This window comes from Arthrobacter sp. FX8, from assembly GCF_026723805.1.
GTDB lineage: Bacteria > Actinomycetota > Actinomycetes > Actinomycetales > Micrococcaceae > Arthrobacter.
In genome coordinates, this window is record NZ_CP113505.1 from 809,563 (window position 1) to 821,615 (window position 12,053).

Genomic DNA, 12,053 nt, shown 5'->3' on the forward strand with positions numbered 1-12,053 from the left:
ATGGCAGCCCACCTTGTGGGCCGCCGTCCTGTCGGTCCGTACACCACCACACATTTTCTAGACAGAGGGGTTCACATGGCGAACTACACTGCCGCGGACATCAAGGCCCTGCGCGAGCGCACCGGCGCCGGCATGATGGACGTCAAGAAGGCTCTTGACGAAGCCAACGGTGACGCCGAGAAGGCCATCGAGATCATCCGCATCAAGGGCCTCAAGGGCGCTACCAAGCGCGAAGGCCGCTCCACCGCTGAAGGCCTCGTGGCCGCCAAGGTCAGCAATGGCGTCGGCGTCATGATCGAGGTCAACTGCGAGACCGACTTCGTTGCCAAGGCTGACAAGTTCATCCAGCTGGCCGACAAGGTCCTGGCCGTCGCCGTCGAGTCCGGCGCCGCCGACCTCGAAACCCTGCTCGCCACCGAGGTCGACGGCAAGCCGCTGTCCGAGGTCGTCATCGAAGAGGGCGCAGTCCTGGGCGAGAAGGTTGTTGTCCGCCGCATCTCCCGCATCGAGGGTGCAACGGTTGACGCTTACCTGCACAAGACCTCCAAGGACCTCCCGGCCCAGGTTGGCGTCCTGTTCGCTGTCGACGGTGAAGGCGAAGCCGCCGCCACCGCCGCCCACGACGTCGCCGTGCACATCGCCGCCATGGCTCCGAACTACCTCACCCGTGAGGACGTTCCTGCCGAGCTCGTTGAGTCCGAGCGCCGCATTGCCGAGGAGACCGCCAAGGCCGAAGGCAAGCCCGAAGCTGCCCTCACCAAGATTGTGGAAGGCCGCGTGACGGGCTTCTACAAGGGCGAGGTCCTGGTTGACCAGGCATTCGCGAAGGACGCAAAGAAGTCCGTGGCACAGATCCTCGAAGAGGCCGGTGTCAAGGGAACCGCGTTCACGCGTTTCCGCGTCGGCTCCTAGTCGATTCCGCAAGGGGGTGGCCACTTCGGTGGCCGCCCCTTTGCATGCGCGCGGTCCACATGGAGCGCGGCCGGTTCCGACCACAGGATCCGGCAGGATACCCTTTTTCAGAGTCATCAACGGGAAGGCATCATGGAAGCCGTCAACACTGTCATCCATTCCGAGAAGAACAAGCGGCGGGTCCTCCTGAAGCTTTCCGGCGAGGTCTTCGGCGGCGGGAAACTCGGTGTCGACCCCGAGACCGTCCGCGACGTCGCCAAGCAGATTGCGGCGGCCGTCCCGCAGGTGGAAGTGGCCATCGTGGTGGGCGGCGGTAACTTCTTCCGCGGCGCCGAACTGTCCCAGAGCGGCATGGACCGATCCCGCGCCGACTACATGGGCATGCTGGGCACGGTCATGAATTGCCTTGCACTGCAGGATTTCCTGGAGCAGGCGGGCGTGGAAACCCGCGTCCAGAGTGCCATCACCATGGGCCAGGTGGCCGAGGCCTACATTCCGCGCCGTGCCATCCGCCACATGGAGAAGGGCCGCGTGGTCATCTTCGGCGCCGGCGCCGGCCTGCCCTACTTCTCCACCGACACCGTGGCAGCCCAGCGGGCCCTGGAGGTGCATGCCGACGTGGTCCTCATGGCCAAGAGCGGGGTGGACGCCGTGTACACCGCAGACCCCAAGAAGGACCCCACCGCGGAACGCCTGGAGACCCTGAGCTACGACGATGCGCTGCGCCGCGACATCCGCGTCATGGACCAGACGGCCATGACCATGTGCAAGGACAACAACCTCTCCATGGTGGTCTTCGGCATGGAGGGTGAAGGCAACGTCACCCGCGCCATCCTCGGCGAAAAGCTGGGCACGCTGGTCACTGCCTAGCTCCGGCTAGGATGATTCCAGGACAGTTCCGTCCCCGCCCCTCCCGGCGGGGACGGAAACGGCAACAAAGAACCACGTGAGTGCAGGGAACCGGCGCCCCGGACTGCACCAGAACCGTCAGGAGAGACCGTGATCGAAGATACCTTGCTTGAGGCCGAAGAGAAGATGGACAAGGCGGTTGAGGTAGCCAAGGAAGACTTCGCCTCCATCCGTACCGGTCGCGCCAATCCCGGCCTCTACAACAAGGTCCTGGTGGACTACTACGGCTCGCCCACCCCGCTGCAGCAGCTGGCCTCCTTCGCCATCCCGGACGCCCGGACCATCCTGATCACCCCGTTCGACAAGTCCGCCATGCGCGATATCGAACGCGCACTGAGCGATTCCGAGGTCGGCGCCAACCCGTCCAACGACGGCAACGTCATCCGGATCACCATCCCGGAGCTGACCAAGGAACGCCGCAAGGAATACGTCAAGATCGTCAAGACCAAGGGCGAAGACGCCAAGATCTCCATCCGCAACATCCGCCGCAAGGCAAAGGAGACCCTTGACCGCCTGGTGAAGGACGGCGAGGCCGGCGAAGACGAAGGCACCCGCGCCGAAAAGGAACTGGACAGCCTCACCAAGGCACACGTGGACGGCATCGACGAGCTGCTCAAGCGCAAGGAAGCAGAGCTGCTCGAAGTCTGATGGGCCAGGCAGATCAGGCCCCCGCACCCAGGGCGCGCACACGGGGGAAGCAGCCCAGGAGCAACCCGACGCCAAAGGCCGGGCGGAACCTGCCCGCCGCCGTCGTGGTGGGCCTGGCGATGCTGCTGGCCGTCCTGGGCGGCCTGCTGTTCATCCCGCTGGCTTTCGTAGCCATCGTCGCGGCCTTCGCCGTTTTTGGCGTGTGGGAGATCTACCGGGCGTTGGAGCACAACGGGACCAGGATGCCCATCGTGCCGGTCATGACCGGCACGGTGGCTTTGCCTTTCGCCGCCTACTTCGGCGGCATCGAGAGCCAACTGTTTGCCCTGCTCCTCAGCGCCGTGGCAGTCCTGCTGTGGCGGTCGATCGAAAGCGCCGCCGGATCGGCCAACAGCATTTTCGCCGGTGTCTTCACGCTGGGCTGGGTACCGTTCTTCATCAGCTTCGCGGCACTGCCGCTGCATGCGGCCGGTACCACGCCGCTGGGGCTTTGGCCCGGCGGCGCCGCCCCCATCGGTGCGTGGGAGATTGCCGTCATGCTGCTGCTGGTGGTCTCCAACGACACGTTCGGCTACCTGGTGGGCGCGTCCATCGGCAAGCACCCCATGGCGCCGAAGATCAGCCCCAAGAAATCCTGGGAGGGATTCGCAGGGTCCGCGGCGGGCGCCATGCTGATCGGCGTGCTGGCGGCCATCTTCGTGCTGGACAAGCCCTGGTGGGTAGGGGTGGTGCTGGCGGTGGGAACCGTTGCCGCGGCCACCGCCGGTGACCTTGGCGAATCCATGGTCAAGCGTGAACTGGGCGTCAAGGACATGAGCAGCATCCTGCCCGGACACGGGGGAGTCATGGACAGGCTGGACTCCATCGTCTTCGCCTCGCCCGTGGCCTTCATCCTGTACGGGCTCGTGGCCGGCGCATAACCCATCAGTCCCGGCACAACCGGGCGTCCGACATAAAAAGGGCCCGGGCGGCTGAAGCAACCCCGGCATCCTAGACTGGTGCGGAAGCACTACGGCTGAAGAGCATTGAAGGAATCGAAGTGGCATTGGACATTCATCGGCAAATCCCTGCGTCCTTTGAGCGCGTGCAGCGCAGTGAGTACGGGTACAACGCCAAGCAGGTGGACGAGTTCCTGCAGCGGGCGCGGGTCTCGCTGGAAACACCCCATGCCGCCACCGACCCCGTCAACAGCGCCGATGTCAGGGCCGTGTCCTTCGACCCCGTCAAGGGCGGCTACTCCGCGGCCGTCGTGGACGCCGCACTGGACCGGCTGGAGGACGCCTTCGCCCGCCGGGAACGGGATGAGCTCATCGCGGCCCAGGGCGAGGAAGCCTGGCTGCGCGAGATCGGAAGCCTCTCCGGCATCCTCCGGGGACGGCTGCACCGGCCGGACGGTGACCGCTTCCGCCGGCCCACCAAGAAGAAGGCCCGCAGTTACAACACGGCCGACGTCGACCGGCTGTGCCACGAACTTGTCGCCTACCTCGAACAGGACAAGCCGTTGAGCGTGGACAGCGTGCGCCGCGCAGTCTTCCGCCCGGCGGTTGGCCAGGATGGCTACGAGGAATCCCAGGTGGATGCCTTCCTGGACCGCGTCGTCGAACTGATGGCTGCCATCGACTGACGGGCCACGCCCCGCAGCCGCTATTCCCGGTCCCGCGGCGGAGTGGGGGAGAGCGGCGCAAAACGACGCCATACATCGCGATAGCCCCTGTACCCCTTCACGGCGGCCACGCCGAGGAACCCTGCACCGCATGCGGCGCCCGCCACAATGGCTGCCGCCATACCCGCTCCGGCCAGAGTCACCAGCAGGCCCGAAAGGATGGCAATCAAGGCGGCGTTCGCCGTCGCCATGAAGATCATGCTGCTGCCCGCCACATGGCTGAAGCTGCCCCTGCCCCCAAAGAAGTAGTAAGTCTGCCGGGAGCCTGCCTCGTCGTCGTGGTGCGCAGCCATCAGGTACGGTGCCACTCCCGGATCAAGGTCCACGTAGGCAGCCCGCAACCTGTTCATGGCCGTGACGTACATGAGGTCCTCGTGCGCCACGTTCATGACCCGGAGCTGGGTCAGGAGCCCGATCGCCACGTCGATGAAGAGAATAACCACGGCCAGCAGGACAAAGACATCCGAAAACCCTGTGGCCTGCCCCACCAGCGCCACGCTGACCAGGCTTGCCGACGTAAAGTTGAGGAACATGCTGATGCGGGTCAGTACCTCGCCTTGGGCCGTGCTGCGGGATGCCAGCAGGCCCCAGTGTTCCGTGGCGAGCAGCTGCGCACGCACGGAGGCCGGAACTGCACCATGCTGGTCGGACGTACCGCCGTCCTGGGTGGACATGGCGTTATTGTCCTCCCGGCCCCCGTTCGGTGGCCAGCGGCCGCTCCGGGGTATGGAGGCGGGTCATGATCCGCGGCATCGTGGCGGGAACCCGGTGGGAGGTGGTCCGGGACACGATGACCATGACGGCGAAGGCAGCAGGCACGCTCCACGCCGCAGGCTGCGCGAGCCACGCGGGTGTCTGCACCGAACCGGTCACGGAGCCCGCAATCATTGCCCCGCCGCACAGCACCCCGCCGGTCAGCATGCCGGCGATGGCCCCGGCGTCGGTCAGGCCGCGCCACCAGATGCCCAGCAGCAGGACCGGGCACACGGTGGAGGCGGTGAAGGCGAAGACCAGGCCCACGCTGCCGGCCAGTGCCAGGGATCCCGTCATGAAGGCAAAGCCAAGGGGGACGACGGCGGACACGACGGCGGCGAGGCGGAAACCGCGGACGCTGCCGCCCAGGACGTCCTGGCTGATGACGCCGGCAAGCGACACCACCAGGCCCGACGTGGTGGACAGGAACGCGGCGAAGGCGCCCGCCACCACCAGGGCAGAGAGCAGGTCCCCGGGCATCCCGCCGACGAGTTCACCCGGCAGCCGCAGGACCATGGCGTCCGGCTGTCCGGAACGGGCCAGGCCGGGTGCGTACATGCGGGCCACCATGCCGTAGGCCGTGGGGAAGAGGTAGAACACGGACAGCAGGCCCAGGACGATCAGGGTGGTGCGCCGCGCCGAGTGCCCGTCCGGATTGGTGTAGAAACGCACCAGCACGTGCGGCAGCCCCAGGGTGCCGAACAGCAGGGCCACCAGCAGGGACACGTTCTGGTACAGCCCGGCGGGTGCCAGGTCCGTGGGGTTGACCGCCGGCGCGGACTGCGGCTGGGCCCCGTGGCCCGCCAGCACGAAGATGATGAACAGGATGGGCACGGCCAGGGCGGTCAGCTTGAGCCAGTACTGGAACGCCTGGACAAAGGTTATGGACCGCATTCCGCCGGCCACCACCGTCAGGCAAACCACCACCACGACGGCCACGGAACCCACCCAGGACGGCAGGCCCGTGGCGATGTGGATGGTCAGGGCCGCTCCGTGGAGCTGCGGGACGATATACAGCCACCCCACCACAACCACCACCAGGCTGGTAACCCTCCGCACCGTCCTGGAAGAGAGCCGTGATTCGGTAAAGTCCGGGATGGTGTAGGCGCCCGAACGCCGCAGCGGCGCGGCGACGAAGAGCAGCAGCATCAGGTAGCCGGCGGTGTATCCCACCGGGAACCAAAGCGCGTCGGTCCCGGACAGCAGGATGAGCCCGGCCACGCCCAGGAAGCTGGCGGCGGACAGGTACTCGCCGCCGATCGCCGACGCGTTCCACCACGGCCGCACGGTGCGCGAGGCAACGTAGAAGTCCCCCGTGGTGCGTGAGATCCGCAGCCCGTAGAAACCAATAATGGCCGTGGCAAGGGACACCACCGCCACGGCTGCCATGGCGACGCCGGCATTCACCCGTACCTCACCGGGTTGTGGTGCGAACGCGTGTTCATGGTTCGCCGGCCAGGTCCCGGTAGCGGGCCTCGTTGCGCGCCGCAGTCCTGACGTACAGCCAGGCGCTCAACCCGATCACCGGGTAGATCCCAACCCCCAGCAGGAGCCAGCCGAACGGGAGGCCGCCGATCCGGGTTTCGGCCAGGCCGGGAACCACCACAAGGATCAACGGGAAAGCGGCAAGGATCAGCAGGAAGCCGCCCGCCACCACCAGGGCCAGCCGCAGCTGGGACCTGATGAGGGAGCGGACGAACACCTGACCCACCTCGGAATCCTGTGCGGCTTCACGCGATTCGAGCGAACGCCGCCCGCCCTGCGCCGGGGACCGGGGAAAGCGTGCGGTGCGGTGACCCGGACGCGGCTCATGCGTGCGGCCTGATCCTGGTGGCCTCCAGCCTTTCCCGCACGGTGGGCAGGTGCCGCCTGCTGATGGGGAGGCCCGCGCCCGCCACCGTGACGCGCGGCCCGTCGGCCGCCAGCTTCATTGAGGACACATGCTTCAGTGCCACCAGGTAGGAGCGGTGGGTGCGGATGAAGCCGGCGTCCGCCCATTGCTGTTCAAGGTCGGCCAGCGGCACCCGGATGAGGTAGCTGGCATCGGCGGTGTGCAGCCGCGCGTAGTCCCCCTGCGCCTGGACGTAGGTGACGTCGTCGCGGCGGATCATCCTGGTGGTCCCGCCCTGGTCAACCGTGATCATCTCCGGTGCCGCGCCGCCGTCGCGCAGTTCACTGATCCGCCCCACGGAGCGGGCCAGGCGCTCGGCACGCACCGGCTTGAGCAGGTAGTCCACGGCGGCGAGTTCGAACGCCGCCAGGGCGTGCTCCTCGTCGGCGGTGACAAAGACAACGGCCGGGGGATTGCTGCTCCGGGCGATGGCGCCGGCGATGTCCAGGCCGGACACGGCGGGCATATGTATGTCCAGGAAGACGGCGTCGATGCTCCCGGCGGACAGGGCCGTGAGTGCTTCAGCGCCGGACGTCGCCCGCAGCACCTTGCCGATGCGTTCGTCCCTGCCCAGCAGGAACGCCAGTTCCTCAACGGCGGGCAGCTCATCATCAACGACGAGGACGTTAATCATTCTCCTAGGGTACTTCCAGCTGCAGCGGCCGCCTCACGCATCGTGCCCGGGCTGGGACTTTGGCACCCGCATGGTGATCAGCGTTCCCTCACCGGGCGCGGTTTCCACCACCAGTCCATGGTCGTTGCCGTACACCTGCCGGAGGCGGGCATCGACGTTCCGCAGCCCCACGTGGTCCCCGTCCGCATGCCCCGCCAGCACCGACCGGAGCTGCTCCGGGTCCATTCCCACGCCATCGTCCTCAATGGTGACTTCCGCGAATGCGCCGGCGTCCTCGGCGGTGATGCTGATATGACCGGGTCCCGCCTTGGCCTCGAGCCCGTGCCGGACGGCGTTCTCGACCAGTGGTTGGAGGCTGAGGAAGGGGATGACGGTGCTGAGCACTTCGGGGGCGATGCGCAGGCTGACCTGCACGCGCTCACCAAACCGGGCCCGTTCCAGCAGCAGGTAGCGGTCGATGCAGCGAAGCTCCTCTGCGAGGGTGGTGAAGTCGCCGTGCCGGCGGAAGGAGTAGCGGGTGAAGTCCGCGAACTCCACCACCAGCTCCCTGGCCCGTTCAGGGTCCGTATTGATGAACGACGCGATGGCGTTCAGTGAGTTGTAGATGAAGTGCGGGCTGATCTGGGCACGCAGCGCCCGCACTTCCGCCTCCATCAGCAGGGTGCGGGACGCGTCCAGTTCCGCGAGCTCCACCTGCACCGCCACCCAGTCGGCCACTTCCCCCGTCGCCCTGACCAGGCCCGCCCCGGCGGAAGGAGCGAAGGCGGCCACGGCGCCGACTATTCGGGTGCCGGCCCGCACCGGGGCGACGACGCCGGCAAGGCGGCCGCCCGTTCCGTCCACACCTGCGGAGAGGACAGCGGTCCGGCCCGACGAAAGGACCCCTGCGGCGAGTTCCATCAGGTGCGGCCGGATGTCCTCGGCGCCCCCGTCCCAGGCCAGCACGCTGGACGTGTCCGTGATCGCCAGGGCGTCGCAGCCCAGGAGGGTGCGCAGCTGCCTGCTGGCTTTGGCAGCGCCGGCCGGGTTCAGGCCGCGGCGCAGGTGCTGCCCGGCCTGGGATGCCGCGTGGAGCGTGTGGTAGGTGGCGCGCTCGGCGTCAGTGCCAAGGTCCCTGAAGGAGCGGAGCACCTTCAGGCCCACGCCGACGACGACGGCAATGGCCATGGCGATCACCGCAACGGCCGCAGCGGTGAGGAGGGGGAGTCCGGCATGGTGCCCAGCGTAGCGGCGGGTGCCGTTTGCCGCAGCATCGCGACCGTTGAGCGACCGTGGGCGGCGAAGTTCTGGAACGGGCAGGCCGGCAGCGGCAGAGTGATTGGTGTCACATCTGCGGTGTTCCTGTGCAGTGCCTCTGCGCAGTGTCCCTGTCCGAAGCCCCAGCCCGGGGCCTTCGTCCCAGGGCCTGCCGCCCGGTGTGTACCGGCAACTCAATGAGGAGGAATCATGGGTAATGATGCCCATACTCCGGACGCAGCGGCGTCCGTGGACTTCGAGCAGGTCCAGTCGACGGGGCAGTTCCAGGAATTGCGCAGGCGTCACCGCAGCTTTGTCTTCCCCATGGCAGTGGCCTTCCTGCTGTGGTACTTCGCCTATGTTCTGCTCGCCGACTACGCGGTGGGGTTCATGTCCACCAAGGTCTGGGGCAACATCAACGTGGGCCTGATCCTGGGCCTGCTCCAGTTCATCTCGACCTTTGCCATCACCGGCTGGTACGTCCACTACTCGAACCGGAAACTGGACCCCATCGCCTCGGAAATCAGGCATGAGATCGAGGGCCACGAATTCGATAAGAATGGAAACCGAGTGGGCGGAGCCAACAAATGATCGCAATCCCAGCCGCGGTGGACGTTGCCGCCCTCAAGGAAACCACCCTTTTGAACATGGGCATCTTCGGCCTGTTCGTGGCCGTGACCATGGTGATCGTGTTCCGCGCCAGCCGCAACAACAAAACTGCCGCCGACTACTACGCCGCCGGGCGTTCGTTCACGGGCTCGCAGAACGGCACCGCCATCGCCGGCGACTACCTGTCGGCAGCATCCTTCCTGGGCATCACCGGTGCCATCGCCATCAACGGCTATGACGGCTTCATGTACTCCATCGGCTTCCTGGTGGCCTGGCTGGTGGCGCTGCTGCTGGTGGCCGAACTGCTGCGCAACACCGGCAAGTTCACCATGGCCGATGTGCTCTCCTTCCGGCTGAAGCAGCGCCCGGTGCGGATCGCGGCCGCCATCTCCACCCTGGCCGTCTGCTTCTTCTACCTGCTGGCCCAGATGGCCGGTGCGGGAAGCCTGATTTCGCTCCTGCTGGGCATCAGCGACTGGGGCGGCCAGGCGCTGGTGATCGTCGTCGTCGGCGCCCTCATGATCATGTACGTCCTGATCGGCGGCATGAAGGGCACCACCTGGGTCCAGATCATCAAAGCCATGCTGCTGATCGCAGGCGCCGCAGTCATGACCCTGTGGGTCCTGGCCATCTACGGCTTCAACCTTTCCGCCCTGCTGGGCGGCGCGGTGGAGACGGCCAACAACCCGGCCGTGCTCAACCCGGGCCTGCAGTACGGCAAGACCGAGACCTCCAAGCTGGACTTCATGTCCCTGGGCCTGGCGCTGGTCCTGGGCACGGCAGCCCTGCCGCACGTCCTGATGCGCTTCTACACGGTGCCCACGGCCAAGGAAGCGCGCAAGTCCGTGGTCTGGTCCATCTGGCTGATCGGCCTGTTCTACCTGTTCACCCTGGTGCTGGGCTACGGTGCTGCGGCCCTGGTGGGTCCGGACACCATCAAGGGCGCCCCGGGCGGCGTCAACGCTGCCGCCCCGCTGCTGGCCTTCCACCTGGGCGGGCCGCTGCTGCTCGGCTTCATCTCCGCTGTCGCCTTCGCCACCATCCTGGCGGTGGTGGCAGGCCTGACCATCACGGCTGCCGCATCCTTTGCGCATGACATCTACGCCAACGTCATCGCCAAGGGCAAGGCCGACGCGGCGACTGAAGTCCGGGTGGCCCGGCGCACCGTGGTGGTAATCGGCATCCTGGCCATCCTGGGCGGTATCTTCGCCAACGGCCAGAACGTTGCCTTCCTGGTGGCGCTGGCCTTCGCCGTCGCCGCTTCAGCCAACCTGCCCACCATCATCTACTCGCTGTTCTGGCGGAAGTTCACCACCCAGGGCGCCGTGTGGAGCATGTACGGCGGCCTGGCCGCGGCGATCCTGCTCATCGTGTTCTCCCCGGTGGTTTCCGGTGCGAAGACCTCAATGATCCCCGGGGCCAACTTCGCCCTCTTCCCGCTCAGCAACCCGGGCATTGTGTCCATTCCGCTGGCCTTCTTCCTGGGCTGGCTGGGCACCACCCTGGACAAGAGGACGGAAGACCCCGCGAAGCAGGCGGAAATGGAAGTCCGCTCGCTCACGGGCATCGGAGCCGAAAAGGCCGTGGACCACTGACAGCCGGACCACTGACTAGCTGGCCACTGGTGGATATGCCGGCAGCGTCGGCATGACAGCGAAGAGCCTCCAGCCGCATACCGCGGCCTGGAGGCTCTTTGCGTTTGCCGCCCCCGCGCGGTTTACCGGAAGGGGGATTCAGTGCTGGTGGTGGCCGCCCGGCGCCGGGTTCCCGTGCCCGCCGTGCGGGACGGCGTACTGGCCGGCCGTCGAGGCGGCGAGGCCCGGCGTCGCAATCCCTGCCACCAGGACGGCGCCGGCGAAAGCTCCCAGCAACAGCCGGCCCGGCCGCCCTCCGGCCCCTGCGGACGGAACCCGCGGTTCGCGGTGCTGCCGTTCGCGCTGGAGCCACCCGAGCGACGCGAGGATCATCAGCGTGAGCAGCAACGCCGAAAGGTGGGTCAGGCTGAGGCCCGAGGCCGGGCCGGCAACGGGAGGTGATGCCATCGCGGCCAGGTGGACGGCGGCTGCACCGGCCAGCACATACCGCGACTTCCGGCCGCCCGGCAGCCGGTCCCTTGCCAGGAACACCACGGCAGCGGCGAGCAGCATCAGCCCCCAGGCCCCGGCCGCAACACCTGCGGCAACCGCTGGGGTGGCCGCAGGTCCCGCTGCTGCCGAAAAGATACTGGACGAAATGGCGAGGTTGACCGATCCCGCACCAAAGCCCGCAAACCCGGTGACGAGTCGAACAGCACTGCCCGCCTGCAGGCCTGGCTGGTCCGGCGCCATCGGCCGGACCGGTACCGGGACCGCCACGGCTAAGCCCTTGCGGTGGCCGGGGACTTGTCCAGCGACAGGCCCACGCCGAGGAGGAGTACGGCGCTGGCGAGGTGCAGGACGTTGTCGGCGCCGTTCAGGGCGATGATGTTCAGCGGCGAGTTGAGCAGGAACAGACCCACGATGCCCACCAGGAGGTAGACGGCGCCTACCGTGGCGTTCACGGTTCGGGCGGTGGCCGTTCCGCGAAGCCCGGCGAAGAGCAGCGCGGCGCCGATGGCCAGGTGGATGACGTTGTGCAGCGGATTGACTTCGAAGATGATGAGGTTCGCGCCTTCGGTGGCGGCGAAACCGACGCCGGACGTGACAGCGAAGCCCAGGAGGCCCACCAGCAGGTAGACGGCTCCGAAAACGGTGGCGACGAGGCGGTTGGGTGAGTTGCGCATGGCCGGTTCCTTCCGATAGGGCGGGCAGCAGTTCCCG

The 12,053-nt window shown here is 67.2% G+C and carries 14 protein-coding genes and 1 pseudogene; 7 read left to right on the forward strand and 8 right to left on the reverse strand.

Features of this window, described 5'->3' with window-relative positions; translation table 11 throughout:
* Positions 1–75: 75 nt before the first annotated feature.
* From tsf to OUO20_RS03695, 5 genes are all read left to right on the forward strand, one after another.
* On the forward strand, positions 76–912 hold the full coding sequence (gene tsf / locus OUO20_RS03675) for a translation elongation factor Ts (RefSeq protein ID WP_018771652.1): 837 nt from the start codon (positions 76–78) through the stop codon (positions 910–912).
* 132 nt (positions 913–1,044) lie between these two features.
* Positions 1,045–1,782, forward strand: a complete 738-nt coding sequence (gene pyrH / locus OUO20_RS03680) for a UMP kinase (protein ID WP_018771653.1) — start codon at positions 1,045–1,047, stop codon at positions 1,780–1,782.
* Positions 1,783–1,911: 129 nt separating this feature from the next.
* A complete protein-coding gene (gene frr / locus OUO20_RS03685) occupies positions 1,912–2,469 on the forward strand; it encodes a ribosome recycling factor (protein WP_018771654.1) in 558 nt (185 codons plus the stop codon).
* A complete protein-coding gene (locus OUO20_RS03690; protein WP_018771655.1) occupies positions 2,469–3,389 on the forward strand; it encodes a phosphatidate cytidylyltransferase in 921 nt (306 codons plus the stop codon). Before frr ends, OUO20_RS03690 begins: the two co-directional genes overlap by 1 nt.
* Before the next feature lie 119 nt (positions 3,390–3,508).
* Complete coding sequence (locus OUO20_RS03695; protein WP_018771656.1) at positions 3,509–4,093, forward strand: DivIVA domain-containing protein; 585 nt, start codon at positions 3,509–3,511, stop codon at positions 4,091–4,093.
* A gap of 20 nt (positions 4,094–4,113) precedes the next feature.
* Here the strand turns inward: OUO20_RS03695 and OUO20_RS03700 are convergent, their stop codons facing one another.
* From OUO20_RS03700 to OUO20_RS03725, 6 genes and pseudogenes are all read right to left on the reverse strand, one after another.
* Positions 4,114–4,806: a hypothetical protein gene (locus OUO20_RS03700; protein ID WP_268002863.1), complete on the reverse strand. Its 693-nt coding sequence runs from the start codon at positions 4,804–4,806 to the stop codon at positions 4,114–4,116.
* A 4-nt stretch (positions 4,807–4,810) separates the two neighbouring features.
* Positions 4,811–6,274, reverse strand: coding sequence for a sodium/solute symporter (locus OUO20_RS03705; protein ID WP_442781127.1), 1,464 nt, complete (start codon positions 6,272–6,274; stop codon positions 4,811–4,813).
* A gap of 52 nt (positions 6,275–6,326) precedes the next feature.
* Positions 6,327–6,697 (reverse strand): annotated as a pseudogene (locus tag OUO20_RS03710) (hypothetical protein).
* Positions 6,694–7,410 (reverse strand): LytR/AlgR family response regulator transcription factor, encoded by a 717-nt coding sequence (locus OUO20_RS03715; RefSeq protein ID WP_018771660.1) that lies wholly within the window; start codon positions 7,408–7,410, stop codon positions 6,694–6,696. The pseudogene OUO20_RS03710 and the gene OUO20_RS03715 overlap by 4 nt, the downstream one beginning before the upstream one ends.
* A gap of 33 nt (positions 7,411–7,443) precedes the next feature.
* Positions 7,444–8,577 (reverse strand): sensor histidine kinase, encoded by a 1,134-nt coding sequence (locus OUO20_RS03720; protein ID WP_268002865.1) that lies wholly within the window; start codon positions 8,575–8,577, stop codon positions 7,444–7,446.
* A gap of 5 nt (positions 8,578–8,582) precedes the next feature.
* Positions 8,583–8,738 (reverse strand): hypothetical protein, encoded by a 156-nt coding sequence (locus OUO20_RS03725; protein ID WP_268002866.1) that lies wholly within the window; start codon positions 8,736–8,738, stop codon positions 8,583–8,585.
* Between the two features lie 118 nt (positions 8,739–8,856).
* On the opposite strand from OUO20_RS03725, the gene OUO20_RS03730 reads away from it, so the two are divergent.
* Positions 8,857–9,237, forward strand: coding sequence for a DUF485 domain-containing protein (locus tag OUO20_RS03730; protein WP_056389964.1), 381 nt, complete (start codon positions 8,857–8,859; stop codon positions 9,235–9,237).
* Positions 9,234–10,850, forward strand: coding sequence for a solute symporter family protein (locus OUO20_RS03735; RefSeq protein WP_018771663.1), 1,617 nt, complete (start codon positions 9,234–9,236; stop codon positions 10,848–10,850). Before OUO20_RS03730 ends, OUO20_RS03735 begins: the two co-directional genes overlap by 4 nt.
* 138 nt (positions 10,851–10,988) lie before the next feature.
* Here the strand turns inward: OUO20_RS03735 and OUO20_RS03740 are convergent, their stop codons facing one another.
* The gene (locus OUO20_RS03740) at positions 10,989–11,609 is read right to left on the reverse strand and encodes a hypothetical protein (protein ID WP_196804799.1); all 621 of its coding nucleotides are present in this window, start codon (positions 11,607–11,609) and stop codon (positions 10,989–10,991) included.
* Between the two features lie 2 nt (positions 11,610–11,611).
* Positions 11,612–12,016, reverse strand: coding sequence for a DUF4383 domain-containing protein (locus OUO20_RS03745; RefSeq protein ID WP_056389952.1), 405 nt, complete (start codon positions 12,014–12,016; stop codon positions 11,612–11,614).
* Between the last annotated feature and the right edge of the window lie 37 nt (positions 12,017–12,053).